This is a genomic window from Ruegeria sp. BI7 (assembly GCF_056537925.1).
Window position 1 is genome coordinate 20994 of record NZ_JBQFSK010000008.1, and the last position, 16454, is coordinate 37447.

16 protein-coding genes are annotated in these 16454 nt (G+C 59.3%); 1 reads left to right on the top strand and 15 read right to left on the bottom strand.

Annotated elements, in window-relative coordinates; translation table 11 throughout:
- Nucleotides 1-12: 12 nt before the first annotated feature.
- The 13 genes from ACR0JB_RS16415 to ACR0JB_RS16475 all read right to left on the bottom strand — a co-directional run bounded on the left by ACR0JB_RS16415 (nucleotide 13) and on the right by ACR0JB_RS16475 (nucleotide 12492).
- Nucleotides 13-408, bottom strand: coding sequence for a RidA family protein (locus ACR0JB_RS16415; protein ID WP_170377946.1), 396 nt, complete (start codon nucleotides 406-408; stop codon nucleotides 13-15).
- Nucleotides 405-812, bottom strand: coding sequence for an acyl-CoA thioesterase (locus ACR0JB_RS16420; protein ID WP_480790074.1), 408 nt, complete (start codon nucleotides 810-812; stop codon nucleotides 405-407). The genes ACR0JB_RS16415 and ACR0JB_RS16420 overlap by 4 nt, the downstream gene beginning before the upstream one ends.
- On the bottom strand, nucleotides 812-1498 hold the full coding sequence (locus ACR0JB_RS16425) for an ABC transporter ATP-binding protein (protein ID WP_170397807.1): 687 nt from the start codon (nucleotides 1496-1498) through the stop codon (nucleotides 812-814). The genes ACR0JB_RS16420 and ACR0JB_RS16425 overlap by 1 nt, the downstream gene beginning before the upstream one ends.
- Nucleotides 1495-2244: an ABC transporter ATP-binding protein gene (locus ACR0JB_RS16430; protein ID WP_170397810.1), complete on the bottom strand. Its 750-nt coding sequence runs from the start codon at nucleotides 2242-2244 to the stop codon at nucleotides 1495-1497. Before ACR0JB_RS16430 ends, ACR0JB_RS16425 begins: the two co-directional genes overlap by 4 nt.
- Nucleotides 2237-3223, bottom strand: coding sequence for a branched-chain amino acid ABC transporter permease (locus ACR0JB_RS16435; protein ID WP_170397814.1), 987 nt, complete (start codon nucleotides 3221-3223; stop codon nucleotides 2237-2239). Before ACR0JB_RS16435 ends, ACR0JB_RS16430 begins: the two co-directional genes overlap by 8 nt.
- Nucleotides 3220-4140, bottom strand: coding sequence for a branched-chain amino acid ABC transporter permease (locus ACR0JB_RS16440; RefSeq protein ID WP_170397817.1), 921 nt, complete (start codon nucleotides 4138-4140; stop codon nucleotides 3220-3222). Before ACR0JB_RS16440 ends, ACR0JB_RS16435 begins: the two co-directional genes overlap by 4 nt.
- A gap of 52 nt (nucleotides 4141-4192) precedes the next feature.
- Nucleotides 4193-5323 carry an ABC transporter substrate-binding protein gene (locus ACR0JB_RS16445; RefSeq protein ID WP_254428557.1) on the bottom strand — a complete coding sequence of 377 codons (1131 nt, stop codon included), beginning with the start codon at nucleotides 5321-5323 and terminating at the stop codon, nucleotides 4193-4195.
- A gap of 110 nt (nucleotides 5324-5433) precedes the next feature.
- Nucleotides 5434-7065, bottom strand: coding sequence for an AMP-binding protein (locus ACR0JB_RS16450; RefSeq protein ID WP_480790075.1), 1632 nt, complete (start codon nucleotides 7063-7065; stop codon nucleotides 5434-5436).
- Nucleotides 7065-8216, bottom strand: a complete 1152-nt coding sequence (locus ACR0JB_RS16455; protein WP_480790076.1) for an acyl-CoA dehydrogenase family protein — start codon at nucleotides 8214-8216, stop codon at nucleotides 7065-7067. The genes ACR0JB_RS16450 and ACR0JB_RS16455 overlap by 1 nt, the downstream gene beginning before the upstream one ends.
- Nucleotides 8216-9016 (bottom strand): enoyl-CoA hydratase family protein, encoded by an 801-nt coding sequence (locus tag ACR0JB_RS16460; RefSeq protein WP_480790077.1) that lies wholly within the window; start codon nucleotides 9014-9016, stop codon nucleotides 8216-8218. Before ACR0JB_RS16460 ends, ACR0JB_RS16455 begins: the two co-directional genes overlap by 1 nt.
- On the bottom strand, nucleotides 9006-9473 hold the full coding sequence (locus tag ACR0JB_RS16465) for a MarR family winged helix-turn-helix transcriptional regulator (RefSeq protein WP_170350925.1): 468 nt from the start codon (nucleotides 9471-9473) through the stop codon (nucleotides 9006-9008). The genes ACR0JB_RS16460 and ACR0JB_RS16465 overlap by 11 nt, the downstream gene beginning before the upstream one ends.
- Entirely contained in the window at nucleotides 9470-10201 is a 732-nt protein-coding gene (locus tag ACR0JB_RS16470) for an SDR family NAD(P)-dependent oxidoreductase (protein ID WP_170507232.1), read from the bottom strand. The genes ACR0JB_RS16465 and ACR0JB_RS16470 overlap by 4 nt, the downstream gene beginning before the upstream one ends.
- Nucleotides 10198-12492, bottom strand: a complete 2295-nt coding sequence (locus tag ACR0JB_RS16475; RefSeq protein WP_480790108.1) for a bifunctional salicylyl-CoA 5-hydroxylase/oxidoreductase — start codon at nucleotides 12490-12492, stop codon at nucleotides 10198-10200. Before ACR0JB_RS16475 ends, ACR0JB_RS16470 begins: the two co-directional genes overlap by 4 nt.
- Before the next feature lie 141 nt (nucleotides 12493-12633).
- Between ACR0JB_RS16475 and ACR0JB_RS16480 the strand changes: the two genes are divergently transcribed.
- Nucleotides 12634-14586, top strand: coding sequence for a 3-hydroxyacyl-CoA dehydrogenase NAD-binding domain-containing protein (locus tag ACR0JB_RS16480; RefSeq protein ID WP_170397835.1), 1953 nt, complete (start codon nucleotides 12634-12636; stop codon nucleotides 14584-14586).
- A gap of 15 nt (nucleotides 14587-14601) precedes the next feature.
- Here ACR0JB_RS16480 and ACR0JB_RS16485 read toward each other — a convergent pair whose 3' ends face one another.
- Both ACR0JB_RS16485 and ACR0JB_RS16490 read right to left on the bottom strand, forming a co-directional pair.
- Nucleotides 14602-15324: an MbnP family protein gene (locus ACR0JB_RS16485; RefSeq protein WP_170397838.1), complete on the bottom strand. Its 723-nt coding sequence runs from the start codon at nucleotides 15322-15324 to the stop codon at nucleotides 14602-14604.
- On the bottom strand, nucleotides 15324-16442 hold the full coding sequence (locus tag ACR0JB_RS16490) for a cytochrome-c peroxidase (RefSeq protein WP_170397841.1): 1119 nt from the start codon (nucleotides 16440-16442) through the stop codon (nucleotides 15324-15326). The genes ACR0JB_RS16485 and ACR0JB_RS16490 overlap by 1 nt, the downstream gene beginning before the upstream one ends.
- Nucleotides 16443-16454 lie beyond the last annotated feature (12 nt).

Sequence of the window (16454 nt, forward strand, 5' to 3'; positions counted from 1 at the left end):
TAACAACCGGGGTTACGACAGATGCGCTGTGGCCTCAATCTCAACCATGGCTTCGTCTTCGACCAAACCGGCAACGATGATCATCGACATGGCGGGGAAGTGTCTGCCAAACACCTCACGATAGGCTGCGCCGACTTCGGCCTGTTTTGCCAGGTATTCGCTTTTGTCGATGACAAACCAGGTCAAGCGGGTCACGTCGGTTACCTCACCACCTGCGGCTTCGACAATGTCCACGATATTTTGCAGGGCCTGTTTCATCTGGCCAATAAAGCCGCCGTTGACGAATTCCTTGTTCGCGTCCCATCCGATCTGGCCGCCAATATGCAAGGTTCCATCCTTGGTCAGAACGCCGTTCGCATAGCCTTTGGCCGGAAGCCAGCCGTCGGGCTGAATGATCTTATGGCTCATGTCGCGTCCTTTCTGAATGTTTCCAGCTTGCTGCGGATGGTATCTGGCCACGCCTCGGGGCGGCCATCGGCGTTGACGTGGACCAATGTCGCCAAAGTTGTCAACCGCACCTCGTCCCCACAACGGGCGGTCATCGTGTACCCCGCCGAGCTGTTGCCGATCTGTGTGATTTCAAGTTGGAAAACCAATTGGTCTCCATGGCGGCTGGGTGCGGGAAACTGGGTCTGGATCTGAACAGTTGGTACGGCACCTGCGCGATGCAGATCGTGGAACGGCGCGTTCAAGCCCTGATCAAAGAACGCCTCGACGCAATCATTGATAATCTCGAAGTAACGCGGAAAGAACACGATCCCGGCAGGGTCGCAATGTTTGAACAAGACTTTTTGATGAAACTCAAACGCCATCAGACCCCCACATATTTTTCGGAAATTTCAGGGGTCAGGTCAGTGATGGCACCGGTCCAGACGGTGCGGCCCCGCTCCAGAATGACCGCTTTGTCAGACACAGCCGCCAACTCCTTTAACGATTTGTCGATCAGCAGGATCGCCACGTTGGTCTCTTGCCGCAGGCGGTGCAGCGCTGCCCAGATTTCCTGCCGGACGATCGGGGCAAGCCCCTCAGTCGCCTCATCCAGGATTAGCAGTCGGGGGTTAGTCATCAGCGCACGGCCAATCGCCAGCATCTGCTGCTCTCCTCCCGACAGGGAAACCGCCCGTTGCCCCTGCCGTTCACCCAACCGGGGAAACAACTCGGTCACACCACGCAGGGTCCAATCCCCTGGGCGTGCCGCCGCAATCAAGTTTTCACGCACAGTCAGGTCGGCAAAACAGCGGCGGCCTTCGGGCACCAGCCCCACGCCTTTGCGCGCGACCTTGTGACTAGGCAGCGCATGCAGGTCCTGACCGTCCAGCGTCAGCGTGCCGTCTGACCGGATCATCCGGCAAATGGCCTTTACCGTGGTGGTCTTACCCATCCCGTTCCGCCCCATCAGGGCAGTGACCTCACCCTGCGCAATCTCAAGATCCACACCAAACAGGGCCTGACTGACACCGTAAGAGGCGCTGAGGTTTTCTATCCGCAGCAGGGTCATGCCTCATCTCCCAGATAAGCGTCGCGCACCTCGCGGCTGGTGCGGATTTGGTCTGCTGTACCGGTGGCGATGACCTTGCCATAGACCAGCACACTGATCCGGTCGGCCAGCGCAAAGACCGCGTCCATGTCATGTTCGACTAGCAAAATGGGCGCTTCCTGCCTCAGCCCGTCAAGAAAACCCGTCAGTCGTTTCGACCCTCCGGCACCAAGCCCGGCCATTGGCTCGTCCATCACAAAGGCTTTTGGGGACAAGGTCAAAGCAACTGCAACCTCCAATTGCCGCCGCTGACCATGGCTGAGGTTGGCACAGCGCGTATCGCGGTCATCGCTGAGGCCCACGCGCTCCAACGCTGCCTCGGCTCGCTCGCGCAGCGCGGGTCGTTTCAAGGCAGGTCGCCAGAACCGCCAAGCCACATGCTCGGCCCCCATCGCGCCCAGCACAGCGTTTTCCAGAACAGTATCTTCCATGCACAATTGGGAAATCTGAAAGGTGCGCCCCAGCCCGGCCCGCGCCCGCGCCTGCGTGCTATGCCCCGAGACATCTTGACCATTCAGCAGGACCCGTCCGGAATCTGGCTGCAACCCACCGCAAATCTGTTGGATCAGCGTCGATTTGCCCGCCCCGTTTGGGCCGATGATCGCATGGATTTCGCCGGGTATCAGGTCAATCGACACGTCGTCCGTGGCCTTGAGTGCGCCAAAGCTTTTGTTCAGGTTCAGCGTGGAAAGGACGGGATCAGACATGTGCCCCCTCTTTCCCGGTCAGCAGACCGATCAGCCCCCCGCGCCCGAACAGCACAATACACAGTAGCACCACGCCCAGATAGACGTGCCAGTAATCGGTCAGCTCGCCCAAGAAGTGTTCCAGCGCCACAAAGACACAGGCTCCGATCACTGGCCCCATCAGGCGCCCAACCCCGCCGATAATGATCAACACGATCAATTCACCCGACAATTGCCAACTGAACATCGTTGGCGAGACAAATCGGTTCAGGTCTGCAAACAACGCGCCCGCCAGCCCGGTGATGGCCCCAGAAAGGACAAAAGCCAGCAGCTTCAATCGCATCGGGTTCAGGCCCACGGTCTCAACCCGAGTGGGCGTCTGACGCGCCGCGTTCAGCGCCAATCCGAAGGGTGAGCCCTGAAGGCGGGCGAACAGAAACAGCACCACACAAAGCAGCGTGAAACAGATCCCATAGAACTGGATCGGCGCTAACGTGTTCAAACCAGGAAAGTCGTTGCGAACGTAAATCGACAGCCCATCTTCGCCACCGTATTGCGCCCAGGAGATCGCGAAGTAGAAAAACATCTGCCCAAAGGCGAGCGTAATCATGATGAAATACACACCAGAGGTGCGCAGCGACAGCAGCCCGATAAAGAACGCCACCATCCCTGAAAGGATCATCGCCACCAGCCAGATCACCGGCATAGCTTTGGTGCCATCGGTGGTGAAAAATCCCAGATCAAGCGCCGTGTAGGTCTGCGCGTGATAGGCAAGGATGCCCATCGCGTACCCTCCGATCCCAAAGAACACGGCATGCCCAAAGCTGACCATGCCACCGATCCCAAGGATGATGTTCAACCCCACCGCCGCCAGCGCAAGGATTACCGCCCGCGTCACCAATGTGATCGTAAAGGGCTGGTCTGCCATAACCGCCCAAAGCGGCAGTGCCAGCAGACCCGCGATCATCAAGGAGTTGAGGTATGTCTCATTCAGCCTCATACGCGCGCTCCGAACAACCCTGTGGGTCGCCAGATCAGCACCAGCCCCATCAGCACGTAAATCCCCATAGAGGCCAGCGCCGAGCCGCTTTTCTGTGCCGCGCCATTGTCCATGAACAGCTTGAACAATTCGGGCAGGAACACCCCGCCCAGCGTGTCGGTCAGCCCGACCAGCAGCGCGCCGATAAAGGCACCACGAACTGAACCGATCCCGCCGATGACAATGACCACAAAGGCCAGGATCAGCACCGGTTCTCCCATCCCGACCTGAACCGATTGAATCGCCCCGACCAAAGCGCCAGCCAATCCGGCCAGCGCCGCGCCCAACGCAAAAACCAACGTGTAGAGTTTCGAGATATCGACGCCCAGTGCCGCGATCATCTCACGATCATTCTCTCCCGCTCGTATTTGAATGCCTAGGCGGGTGCGTTCAATCAGTGCCCAAAGACCCACAGCCACGGCTAGCCCGATGCCAATCAGGGTCAGGCGATATAGGGGGTATTCGATCCCGCCCGGCAAAGTGACAGGTCCGGACAGCGCGTCGGGAATGTCCAGAAACAACGGAAAAGAGCCAAAGACCCAGCGTGTTCCTTCAGAAAAGATCAGGATCAGCGCGAATGTGGCCAGCACCTGATCCAGATGCGGCGCGTTATACAATCGCCGGATCACCACCATCTCAACAATCGCTCCGGCCAGCGCTGCGGCGGCCAGGGCGGCAACCAGCGCCAGCAGGAAAGACCCAGTTGCGCCCGCCACAGCCGCCGCCGCAAAAGCCCCCACCATGTAAAGGGACCCGTGCGCCAGATTGATCAGGCCCATCACGCCGAAAATCAGCGTCAGACCAGCCGCCATCAGGAACAGCATTACACCGAACTGCAGCCCGTTAAGGATCTGCTCGATAATCAGGATCGAGGACATGGGAACTCCGGTGGTCTGCCCGCCCCGCAATCGGGGGCAGGCAGAGGGTCAGTTACATTTTGCACTCGGCCGCATAAGCGTCAGAGTGGTTTTCCAGCGCAACGCCGAGGATCTTGTTGGTGAATACGTCACCTTCCTTGATCACTTCACGCGCATAGATGGTCTGAACCGGGTGATGGTTTGGGCCAAAGCTGAAATCGCCGCGGGTGCTGTCGAACTCGGCCGCTCGCAGCGCCTCACGGAAAGCATCGGCATCTGACGGGTCGGCCTTGTCCAGCGCCGACAGCAGCAGATTGGCGGTGTCAAACCCTTGACTTGCGTAGAGCGAAGGCAGACGTCCGTATTCCGCCTGAAAGCTTTCCACAAACGCCGCATTGGTCGGGTTGTCGATATCCTTGTTCCACTGGGAGGTGTTCACCACACCCATTGCCGCATCACCAACTGCCTGCAGGATGCCCTGATCAAAGCTGAAGGCCGGACCGACCACGGGCAGGTCGATCCCACTGTCGGCATATTGCTTGAGGAAGGAAATCCCCATACCGCCTGGCAGGAAGAAGAACACGCTATCCGCATCGCTGGCCCGGATCTGAGCAATCTCGGCGGCATAGTCGGTCTGTCCCAGTTCGGTATAAATTTCACCGGCCAGATCACCTTCGAAGAACCGTTTGTAGCCTGTCAGAGCATCCACACCAGCCGGATAGTTTGGGGCCAAGATAAAGCTGTTCTTGTAGCCCGCACCATTGGCATAGGCCCCGGCGGCCTCGTGCAGGTTGTCGTTCTGCCAGGCGACGTTGAAATAGTTCTGATGGCAACCTTTCCCGGCCAAGGGAGACGGGCCCGCATTGGGCGACAGATAGAATACGTTCTGGTTCACCGCCGCAGGCACAACCGCCATGGCAAGGTTGGACCAGATGATACCGGTCATCACATCGACCCGTTCGGATTGGATCATCTTGTCCGACAACTGCACGGCGATGTCGGGCTTGCGCTGGTCGTCTTCGATTACAACCTCAATATCGTCGCGGCCCGATTGCGCGATGGCCAGCATGAACCCGTCCCGCACATCGATGCCCAACCCGGCCCCGCCGCCAGACAGCGTGGTGATCATCCCGACCTTGACCTCGGCCACCGCACCGGTGGCGCACAGCGCGGAAACCGCAGCGGCCGCTAGAAACTTTTTCATCTTCATCTCCCTTCGTTGGTCTTTCGAACGCGCCTTTTGCCAATCTTCCCCGCGTTCAGCCTATGCCCCTGACAGGGCGTTCTTTTTTGTTATGCCGCTATTCACACTGATCACGCCCCGTTCGTCGAGGGGGATTTCAACCTGAACCGCTGAATTTTTCCCGTCGCAGTCTTTGGCAACGCGTCGCAGAACCGGATCGAGCGTGGGTATTTGTAGGGCGCAATGACGGATTTGACGTGTGTCTGCAGCGCCTCGCGCAGGGTATCCTCTGCCACAGCACCTTCGGTCAACACGACATGCGCTTCGACAATTTCGCCCCGATCCGGGTCTGGGGCACCGATCACGGCGCATTCCAGCACGGCCTCGTGCGCCAGCAGCGCGGCTTCGACCTCGGGGCCTGCGATGTTGTAACCGGCCGAGACGATCATATCGTCATTGCGTGCCGCGAAATGGAAATAGCCGCCCTCGTCCTGATAGAAACTGTCGCCGGTGATGTTCCAACCGTCGTGAACATAATCCTTTTGACGATCATCATTCAGATATCGGCAGCCGGTCGGGCCTCGCACCGCCAATCGGCCAATGTCGCCCGTTTTGGCCTCGGTCCCGTCGCGGTTCAAAACCTTCGCTTCGTACCCTTTGACCGGCCTTCCGGTGCAAGCGGGCCGGTGATCGTCGAACCGGTTTGAGATGAAGATATGCAGCAATTCCGTGGCCCCGATGCCATCGAGCATCGGCTTGCCTGTACGTGCAATCCAGTCGTCATAGACGGGTTTGGGCAACGTCTCGCCCGCCGAAACGGCAGCGCGCAGGCTGGACAGATCGGCCCCGTCCTCCATCGCTTGCAACATGACCCGATAGGCGGTTGGAGCTGTGAAACAGACGGTGGCTTTATACTTCTCGATGATCTCGATCATACCGGAGGGAGAGGCTTGTTCCAGCAAGGTCGCCGTTGCCCCAAATCGCAGTGGAAACACCGCCAGTCCACCCAGCCCGAAAGTGAATGCCAGTGGAGGGGACCCGACAAAGACGTCCTCAGGCTGCACGTTCAGAACCTCGCGCGCATAACCATCGGCAATGATCATCAGATCGCGGTGAAAATGCATCGTGGCCTTGGGCTCTCCGGTCGAACCTGAGGTGAATCCCAGAAGGGCAACGTCATCGCGACCCGTTTGCACGCATTCGAACTGAACCGGTTTTTCCAGCGCCAGACGATCAAGTTCGGCATCGTGGTTTGAGGTGCCGTCGAACCCCACGACGCACTCTAGGAACGGGCTATCCTGTGCGCAGGTTTCCATTTCCTCCATCAAACGTGTGTCGCAGAGGGCGAACTGGATCTCGGCCTTGTCCACATGTTTGGTCAACTCTCCCGCCCGCAGCATGGGCATGGTGTTGACGACTACGGCCCCAGCCTTGGTCGCGGCCAGCCAGCAGGCCACCATGGCCGGGTTATTTGCCGAACGGATTAACACCCGGTTACCGGGCTGTACCCCCAGATCTTCGACCAGCACGTGCGCCAGACGGTTGGTCCAGTCGGTCAGCTCTTTATAGGTCCTCTGCCGCCCGTTTCCGATCAGCGCGATATTGTCGCCAAACCCCTTGTCCACCATCGCATCGGTCAGCTCATACGCAGCATTCAGAAGGTCGGGATAGTCGAACCCGTCCAACAGAAAATCTGGCCACTGCTCCTCGGACGGCAAGCTATCGCGGCTGAACGTATCGATATGTGCGGACGGTCCCAACATCACTTCCCCTCCCTATGCGCGGCCATTGCCTGACGGGCGATGACCACTTTCTGAACGTCCGAGGCACCCTCGTAGATGCGCAACGCCCGGATTTCACGGTACAGCGCCTCGACCGGCATGCCCGATCGGACACCATCACCGCCGAACAGCTGTACCGCCTTGTCGATGACCTGCTGCGCGTGGTCGGTGGCAAAAAGCTTGGCCATTGCGGCCTCACGTGTGATCCGTGGTGCCCCACTGTCTTTGGTCCAGGCGGCGCGGTAGACCAGCAGCGCCGCCGCATCGACGTCCAGCGCCATATCGGCGATGTGACCTTGCACCATCTGCAGATCGAACAGCGGCGCGCCTTGCACATGCCGGGTACTGACCCGCGTCAACGCTTCATCCAACGCGCGCCGGGCGAACCCCAACGCCGCGGCCGCCACAGTCGAGCGAAACACATCCAGCACCGACATGGCGATCTTAAACCCGGCACCGGGCGCGCCGATCATCGCCGACTCTGGGATGCGCGTATCAGAAAACCGCAGTGTCGCCAGCGGATGCGGAGCGATGGTGTGCAGCTGTTCGGCAACCTCAAACCCCGGCAAGTCGGGTGTTACCACAAAGGCAGACAATCCCTTAGCACCCGGCGCCTCGCCGGTGCGGGCGAACAGGGTGTAAACGTCGGCAATGCCCCCGTTCGATATCCACGTCTTTTCGCCGTTCAGAACATAGTGATCGCCATCACATGTGGCGGTCATGGCAGAATTCGCCACATCGGATCCTGACTGCGGCTCGGTCAACGCAAAGGCCGAAATCGCCTGCCCGCTGCGCGTTTTAGGCAACCATTCGGCCTTTTGCTGGGGTGAGCCGAACAGGGAAATCGCACCGGTGCCAAGACCCTGCATCGCAAAGGAAAAATCAGCTAGCCCATCATGCCGGGCAAGGATTTCCCGGGTCAGACACAAAGTCCGCACATCCAACTGGCCGTGTTCGTCCGCAGTTGGCCGCAGCAGCCCCGCCGCGCCCAAGTCACGCGCCAGCGCGCGGCAGGCGGCATCCGTGTCCGCGTGGTCGACCTTTAGCTCCTGCACGACCTCTTCGACTCGCGCGGCCCAGTTGCGGTGGCGTGGCTCGAAAAATGGCCATGACAGGAAGCTGCGATCTGCCATCAATCCCCCTCGAACTCTGGTTTTTCTTTGGCGACAAAGGCGTTGTAGGCACGCTCAAAATCGCCGGACTGCATGCAGATGGCCTGCGCTTGTGCCTCGGCTTCGATGGCCTGTTCGATCGACATGGACCATTCCTGCGCCAACATGGTTTTGGTCATCATATGCGCGAAATTCGGTCCCGCAGAGATACGCCGGGCCATGTTCTGCGCCGCGCCCTCAAGCTGATCCGCCTCGACCACGCTGTTGTAGAACCCCCAGCCAAGCCCCTCCTCGGCGCTCATAGACCGCCCGGTATAGAGCAGCTCTGCCGCCCGCCCCTGCCCGATGATACGGGGCAAGACGGCACAGGCTCCCATGTCACAACCAGCCAGCCCAACCCGTGTGAACAGAAAGGCGCATTTCGCCTGTGGTGTGGCGATACGCAGATCGGATGCCATGGCGATGATCGCTCCAGCCCCAACGCAGATACCGTCCACCGCCGCAATCACCGGCTTACCGCAATTCACCATCGCCTTGACCAGATCGCCGGTCATGCGGGTAAAGGCCAACAACTCTCTCATATTCATGCGGGTCAGCGGGCCGATGATGTCATGCACATCGCCACCCGAGCTGAAATTGCCACCATTCGACGCAAAGACCACGGCGTCCACATCATCGACATAGACCAGATCGCGAAACCAGTCGCGCAGCTCGGCATAGCTGTCGAAGGTCAGCGGGTTTTTCCGCTCAGGCCGGTCCAAGCTGACCGTGGCAACGCGGTCTTGCACCTCACACTGGAAATGTTTGACGTCACGGATCATTAGGCTCCTCCGGCAGGCTGAATTCGGTGGTGAGCGTCCTTGCATCCTCGGCCGAGAATTGACCCAGCATATCGGCGATCCATGCCTCATGCGCGGCGGCCTGGCGGGCGAATTCCGCGCGGCCCTTTTGGGTCATACATACGCGATGTGCGCGGCGGTCTCCGGGCACAGGCACACGCACCAGCAGGCCATCGTCAGCCAGCCGGTCCACGATCCCGGTCACGTTGCCATTGGAGACGCGCAGCACGCCGGAAATCTCGCTCATTTTCAGGCCGCCCTCAAAGCGCGAGAGCGCTGCCATCACGTCGAACCGGGGCAAGGTCGTGTCGAACTCGGCCCGGAAATTCTCACGCAGTTTGGCCTCGATACCTCGGGTGGTTTTCAACAGACGCAACCACAGGCGTAGCCGTTCTTTCGAGGCATCCTCAAGCGGGGGGTGTGCAAGGGTCGGGGTCATATTTCACCTCCCGAAAGGCTGAGCGTGTGGCCGTTCACGGATTTCGCAGCGTCCGAGCACAGCCATTTCACTGCGCTGGAGACCTCATCCGTTTCGATAAACCGGCGTTGGGGGTTGCCCCGGTGAAGCGAGGCGGCGGCGTCCTCTGCGCTCATCCCCGTTTTTTCGACGATGGTTTCGATCGAACGTTCCAGCATCGGCGTGTCTACAAAACCGGGGCACACGGCGTTGACGGTGATCCCGGTCGGGGCCAGTTCAACTGCCAGCGCGCGGGTAAGGCCGATAACCCCGTGTTTCGCGGCGCAATAGCCAGAGACGTAAGGATAGCCTTTCAATCCCGCTGTCGAGGCGATGGCGACCAGACGCCCAGCGCCCGCCTTCTGCATGTCTGCCAGCCCGGCCTGCCAGATGTTGAATACACCGATCAAGTTGACCTCGGTCATGCCGCGCAGGTCATCCGCCGTCATTTTGGCAAACGGCACCGAATGCACCGCGCCTGCATTGGCGATGACCGCCGTGACCGGGCCGCGTTGGGCGCGGGCGGACTCGAAAGCGGCCTGTACTTGCACCGTGTCGGTCACATCGCAGACTTCGAAAGGTAGGCTCTGCTGTTGCAAGGTAGCCTCGGTCCGACCTAAAAGAGTGATCGCCACGCCATCCTCAGCAAACGTCTTCGCAATCGCTGCACCGACCCCGGTGCCACCGCCTGATATGACCACATGACTCATACCTTACCTGCCATTTCCGCGTCGCGGTCGGCCAGACGCCAGGCCTGATCGCGCCCAGCCTCATAGGGTTTTGGCCAGATCTCCTGCCGGTCGCCCAGCGCCGTGGCTGCGTGCAAGGTCCAATAAGGGTCATTCAGATGCGGTCTGGCCAGACAGACCAGATCGGCGCGCCCTGCCATCAAGATCGAATTGACGTGGTCGGCCTCGTAGATGTTGCCAACTGCCATTGTCTTGATGCCACGTTCATTGCGGATACGGTCCGAGAATGGGGTCTGGAACATCCGCCCATAAATCGGCTGCGCCTGTGTCGAGGTCTGGCCTGCGGACACATCCACGATATCCGCCCCCGCCGCATCGAACATCGCCGCGATCTCAACGGCCTCTTCCGGTGTGATGCCGTTTTCACCCGCCCAGTCACTGGCCGATATACGCACTGCCATCGGCTTGGCCTCGGGCCAGACCGCGCGCATGGCCGCGAACACCTCAAGCGGGTAACGCATGCGGTTTTCCAAACTGCCGCCATAGTCGTCGTCTCGTGTGTTTGAAAGCGGAGAGATGAAGGACGAGATCAGATACCCATGAGCCGCGTGCAGTTCTATCATGTCGAACCCGGCGCGATCACCCATTTGGGCGGCTGCTGCGAACTCAGCCATGACGCGATCCATATCCGACCGATCCATCGCTTTGGGTATGGCGTTGTCGTCTGACCACGCAATGGCCGAGGCGGAGATCAGGGGCCAGTTGCCTTCCTCCAACGGCTGATCCATGCCCTCCCACCCGATGCGCGTCGATCCTTTGCGCCCGGCATGACCGATTTGGCAGCAAATCTTGGCGTCGGTCTCGGTGTGGACGAAATCGGTCAGGCGGCGCCATGCCGCCTCATGCTCGGGCGCATACAGACCGGGACAACCTGGCGAGATGCGACCATCGGCACTGACACAAGTCATCTCGGTATAGACCAGCCCTGCCCCGCCCTTGGCGCGCTCGCCATAGTGGATCAGATGCCAGTCGGTCGGGCAGCCATCCACGGCCTTGTACTGTGCCATGGGTGAGACCACGATCCGGTTCTTCAACTCCATCCCACGCAGACGGAATGGCGCAAACATGGGCGCGCGGGCGGAAGCGTTGATCCCGACCCCGGCTTGCGCCATGAACCAGGCCTCGGCCCGGCCCAGCCACCCAGCATCGCGTTCGCGCAGGTTTTCATGGCTGATCCGTTGCGACCGGGTCAGCATGGAATAGTTCAGCTGCACGGAATCCAGATCCAGATAGCGTTCAACATCCTCGAACCACTCAACCGAGTTCCGCGCCGCCGATTGCAGTCGCAGTACTTCGAGCCGCCGTTCGTCTTCATAACGGGCAAAGGCAGCCTCAAGCGTGTCTTCGCTGTGGATATACTCGGCCAGCGCAATCGCGCTTTCCAGCGCCAATTTGGTTCCCGACCCGATCGAGAAATGCGCCGTAGCCGCAGCATCCCCCAGCAAAACGACGTTGTCGTGGCTCCATTTCTCACACAGCACGCGCGGAAACCGCAGCCAGGCTGAGCCACGGATATGGTTGGCATTGGTCATCAGAGCATGCCCGCCCAGATGATCCTTGAAGATGTCTTGGCAAACGGCAATCGAGTCCTGCTGGCTCATCTTGTCAAAGCCATAGGCATCGAATGTCTCTTGTGTGCATTCGACAATGAAAGTCGCGGTGTCTGGATCGAATTGATAGGCATGGGCCCAAACCCAGCCCTTATCGGTCTTCTCGAAGATAAAGGTAAATGCGTCGTCGAATTTCTGGTGCGTTCCCAGCCACACAAACTGACACAGGCGCTGGTCGATATCCGGTTTGAACACATCTGAAAACTCGGCGCGGGTTTTCGAATTCAGCCCGTCCGACGCAATGACGACGTCATAGTTGGCCATATAGTCCAAGGCGGATGCAGCCTCGGTTTCGAACCGCATCTTCACATCCAATTCGCGGGCGCGGGCCTGCAGGATCAGCAACAGCTGCTTGCGCCCGATGCCACAGAACCCATGCCCGCCAGACACAGTGCGCTGGCCTTTGTGAACCAGCGCGACATCGTCCCAATAGGCAAACTGTTCCCGAATTCTCTCAGCGCTGATCGGATCGTTGACCGCCAGATTGTCCAACGTTTCATCGGACAGAACGACGCCCCAGCCAAAGGTGTCATCGGGTCGGTTGCGCTCGATCACCTCAATCTCGGCCGCCGGACTTCGAAGCTTCATCGAAATCCCGAAATAAAGACCCGCCGGTCCGCCGCCAAGGCAAGCAATGCGCATCGCTAAACTTCCCTTCATCCGTCTGAATACCTTAAACGCTAGACCGAGTCGCTGATCCCTTCAAGTTAAAATATTTTATGCTTGAAGTTTTTTTGCGAGAAGTTACGCTTTCAGTTATTCTCCAAAACGTCGGGTGGCCGGATGGTGGTGCGTGTCGAAACAAAGGACGATTTGGCGGTTGTGACGATCGACAACCCGCCTGTGAACGCAGCCAGTCAGGCAGTGCGCGCGGGGCTGTTGGCAGCCATTGCCGAGACCGAAGCGAACACCTCTGCCAAGGCCGTCATACTGTGCGCTGAAGGTCGGACATTCACTGCTGGTGCGGATGTACGCGAGTTTGACAAGTCGCCAATGGAACCCCACCTGCCGGACGTCATCCAGGCGATTGAAGACACAATAAAGCCCTGGGTCGCGGCACTGCACGGTTCTGTCCTTGGCGGTGGACTTGAGATCGCGCTTGGGTGCAGTCACCGCGTGGCGCTGCGCAGCACCTGGTTTGGCCTGCCCGAGGTAACGCTGGGCCTGATCCCTGGCGCGGGCGGCACCGTTCGACTACCGCGCCTGATCGACCCGCTTGAGGCGCTGAACATGGTGACCAGCGGTAAGCCGATCTCTGCTACGACGGCGCTGAACCTAGGTCTGATTGACGATATCGCCGACGGTGACCTGATGGCCTGTGCCAGTGCGCTGGCCAGGTCGGCCGCAAACGCTCGGCCTAGAACTGCATTGCGGCACCGGAACGCCAAACCAGTTATGGACGCAACAGCTTGGGAAGCAGCAAAGACCGGCATCATCACAAAAGCGCGCGGCGCACATGCGCCTGCCGCAGCAGCAAGGGCCGTGCAAGCCGCGCTCGATCTGCCCGCGGATCAAGCTCTGATTCAAGAGCGTGAGACGTATTTGGCCCTGAAATCCGACCCGCAAAGCGCGGCCTTGCGATACATCTTCTTTGCTGAAAGATCAGCGTCGAAACTGTCCGAACTGAAGGACATGGAACCCCATCCGCTCACAAGCATCGGCGTGATTGGTGGGGGCACCATGGGGGCCGGAATCGCCGCCGCCTGCTTGTTGGCAGGGCTGCCAGTGACCTTGGTTGAACGGGACGAAGCTGCCCGTGCAGCCGGGCAAGATCGCATCGCAGCCATCCTAGACAACAGCAGAAAGCGCGGCCTGATTGACCAAGGCAAGCAGGAGGCTCTGACCGCCGCTTTATCAACCACGACCACATTCAAGGCTCTGACCGAAACCGATCTGATCATCGAGGCTGTATTCGAGGACATGGAACTGAAAGCGCAGGTGTTTCAGGAGCTTGATAAGCATATCCGGCGCGACGCCATTCTAGCCAGCAACACGTCTTATCTGAATGTCAGCGCCATGGCCGCCCAAACCAGACACCCCGAACGTGTGATCGGCCTGCACTTTTTCTCACCCGCCCACATCATGAAACTGGTTGAGGTCATCATCCCAGACAATGCCGCCTCATCCGTTGTGGCCACAGGGTTTGCGCTGTCGCGTAAGCTTGGAAAGATCGCCGTGCCCGCCGGAGTATGTGACGGATTTATCGGCAACCGCATCATGTCAGCCTATCGACGTGAATGCGAATACATGGTCGAAGACGGTGCCCTTCCATGGGACGTTGATCAAGCGATGCGCGATTTTGGTTTTCCCATGGGCGTGTTTGAGATGCAGGACCTTGCGGGCCTCGACATCAGATGGGCCAAGCGCAAAAGCCAAGCTGCGACTCGCGACCCCGCCCAGCGCTATGTTCACATCGCAGACAAGCTGTGCGAGGCAGGACGTTTCGGGCGCAAGACCGGTCAAGGCTGGTACGATTACGCGGGCGGCAAAACTACCCCGTCGCAATGGGTGGAAAACCTTGTTCTGGCCGAATCTGCGCGCAAGAAGATCGCGCGCACTCCGATATCCGACGCCGAGATCGTCCAGCGCATTCTATCCACCATGCAGGCCGAGGCGCAGGCCCTTTTGACGGAAGGCATAGCGCGGCGCCCCGAGGATATCGACGTGGTCATGGTCAACGGGTATGGCTTCTCACGCTGGCGCGGCGGCCCGATGTTCCTGAAACACCACCCTTAGGTGGATTAAACACCCTCAGAAACTCGGCGCGATCATGTTGGCATAGTTGTTGGCCAGCACCTCGGCATCAGTGCGGTTGAACTTGACCGAGGGCAGCGCCTGCATGTCGATCTGTGCCGCATTGTCGAATAGTTTCGCCAGATCGACGATCAGACGAACCTCTTGCTTTCCGTCTGCCAAAACCTCTGCCGGAACTGAAAATTCGACCTCGCGCGCGTTCTCGGAAAACCCCACGTGATAGACTAGGGGGGACACGTCCCCACCCACTTGCAGCGCCCCTTCGAATACGACAAATTTGTACCCTACCTCCCAATTCCAGGCCATCTGACTGTTGGGGTCCAGGTCCCCGCGCACCTCAATCGAGCTGTTCGCAGCCGGGTCGACACCGATCAAGAACCGCACAGTTTCAATCGATGGCAATGGCACGGCAGGCAAGGTGATCGAATGCGCGCTGTCCGCATTGTCAAAGCGCAGCAAATGATAACTTTCGGGTTCGGCATAGGTCTCATCCCCGTGCCCGAAAGACAGGTTGCTGAGGTAGAACCTGAAGTCGCGAACCCTGAACTGACCCTGCCCGCCCGGATTATCATAGATGAATTGATCATAGATCAGAGACTCATCCCCCATCTGGGCGTGGAATGTCAGCGTGATCGGCGTGGCTTTGTTTTGCCCCGGGTTCAGCACGAACCACCCCGCGATCAGAGCCACCATGACTGAAATTACAATGATCGGACGCATCACGACCCTCCCTCGAACGGGTTGGAAAACTGCGGGTTGGTCAGAAATGCCTCATCCGTCAGAGTGTGCAGGAAGGCGATGATGGCCTGAATTTCATCGGGCGTCATGCGCAGGCCCACCGTTTCCTGCCCGGCCTCGGGCGCGTTGTCGGCCTCAAGGATCAACGGGCTGAGTGTATCGCTGACCACGATACCATCGTTGTAATGGTCCATTACGTCTTCCAGCGTGTCGAACCGACCGTCATGCATGTAGGGAGCTGTGACGGCGATGTTGCGCAGGGTCGGGACTTTAAAAAACCCCTTATGCGCCGGGTTGCCCGTCACCGCCATCAGACCGTCGGGCAAGGTCCCATCTGGATCCAGCCCGTTGTTGGAAAACCCGTCCAGCGCATCGCGAAAGCCCGAGGTCAGGAACTGACTGTGGCAATCGATGCAATTGCCGCCCCGCAGGGACACCTTGGTATCGGGATGCGCCATGAACAGCTTGCGCCCATGTTCTTCCTGCGCGGTCAGCCGGACCTCACCCCGTAGGTATTGATCGTATTTCGAGTTTGACGAGATCAAAAGCCGCATGAAAGTCGCCAGCGCCTTGGCTGTATTTTCGGGCGTGACCGCACCATAGGCCTGACGAAACATCTTGCGATAAGACCCTGAGACCTGAAGCTCCTCCATCAGCGCATCGATATCCTGCCCCATCTCATCCGGATGTTGGATCGGCATCAAAGCCTGCTCTTCCAACGAGGTCGCACGGCCGTTCCAGAAAAACCTCTCCTGCCCCCAAAGCAAATTGGCGAGGCTCATCGAACTAAAGTCCAGCTCACCCCCGGACAATGTCGGCGACTTTGCCAGCCCATCGGTAAACGCCAATTCCTGCACGTGACAGGTTGCGCAGGACACCTCATTGTTGCCCGACAGGATGGGGTCATAGAACAGGTGCCGGCCCAACGTGAACGCCTCTTGCGTCAGCGGGTTGTCGGGCGGAACGGCAAACCGCCCGAACACGAAAGGGGCTGAGAAATCGGCAATGGGCGTTTCCGTCGGGCCGCGCATCCGATCCCAGACCATCCAACCAGCCACCGCAATCCCTGCGGCAGCCAGGATCAACACAACCCAACGCATTCCGCCCCCCAA

What these genes read in the sequence shown, in the direction of transcription:
- ACR0JB_RS16415 (WP_170377946.1), bottom strand. Translation starts at nt 408, where the DNA reads ATGAGCCATAAGATCATTCAGCCCGACGGCTGGCTTCCGGCCAAAGGC.
- ACR0JB_RS16465 (WP_170350925.1), bottom strand. Translation starts at nt 9,473, where the DNA reads ATGACCCCGACCCTTGCACACCCCCCGCTTGAGGATGCCTCGAAAGAA.
- ACR0JB_RS16430 (WP_170397810.1), bottom strand. Translation starts at nt 2,244, where the DNA reads ATGTCTGATCCCGTCCTTTCCACGCTGAACCTGAACAAAAGCTTTGGC.
- ACR0JB_RS16435 (WP_170397814.1), bottom strand. Translation starts at nt 3,223, where the DNA reads ATGAGGCTGAATGAGACATACCTCAACTCCTTGATGATCGCGGGTCTG.
- ACR0JB_RS16420 (WP_480790074.1), bottom strand. Translation starts at nt 812, where the DNA reads ATGGCGTTTGAGTTTCATCAAAAAGTCTTGTTCAAACATTGCGACCCT.
- ACR0JB_RS16440 (WP_170397817.1), bottom strand. Translation starts at nt 4,140, where the DNA reads ATGTCCTCGATCCTGATTATCGAGCAGATCCTTAACGGGCTGCAGTTC.
- ACR0JB_RS16480 (WP_170397835.1), top strand. Translation starts at nt 12,634, where the DNA reads ATGGTGGTGCGTGTCGAAACAAAGGACGATTTGGCGGTTGTGACGATC.
- ACR0JB_RS16450 (WP_480790075.1), bottom strand. Translation starts at nt 7,065, where the DNA reads ATGTTGGGACCGTCCGCACATATCGATACGTTCAGCCGCGATAGCTTG.
- ACR0JB_RS16470 (WP_170507232.1), bottom strand. Translation starts at nt 10,201, where the DNA reads ATGAGTCATGTGGTCATATCAGGCGGTGGCACCGGGGTCGGTGCAGCG.
- ACR0JB_RS16425 (WP_170397807.1), bottom strand. Translation starts at nt 1,498, where the DNA reads ATGACCCTGCTGCGGATAGAAAACCTCAGCGCCTCTTACGGTGTCAGT.
- ACR0JB_RS16460 (WP_480790077.1), bottom strand. Translation starts at nt 9,016, where the DNA reads ATGATCCGTGACGTCAAACATTTCCAGTGTGAGGTGCAAGACCGCGTT.
- ACR0JB_RS16445 (WP_254428557.1), bottom strand. Translation starts at nt 5,323, where the DNA reads ATGAAAAAGTTTCTAGCGGCCGCTGCGGTTTCCGCGCTGTGCGCCACC.
- ACR0JB_RS16475 (WP_480790108.1), bottom strand. Translation starts at nt 12,492, where the DNA reads ATGCGCATTGCTTGCCTTGGCGGCGGACCGGCGGGTCTTTATTTCGGG.
- ACR0JB_RS16490 (WP_170397841.1), bottom strand. Translation starts at nt 16,442, where the DNA reads ATGCGTTGGGTTGTGTTGATCCTGGCTGCCGCAGGGATTGCGGTGGCT.
- ACR0JB_RS16485 (WP_170397838.1), bottom strand. Translation starts at nt 15,324, where the DNA reads ATGCGTCCGATCATTGTAATTTCAGTCATGGTGGCTCTGATCGCGGGG.
- ACR0JB_RS16455 (WP_480790076.1), bottom strand. Translation starts at nt 8,216, where the DNA reads ATGGCAGATCGCAGCTTCCTGTCATGGCCATTTTTCGAGCCACGCCAC.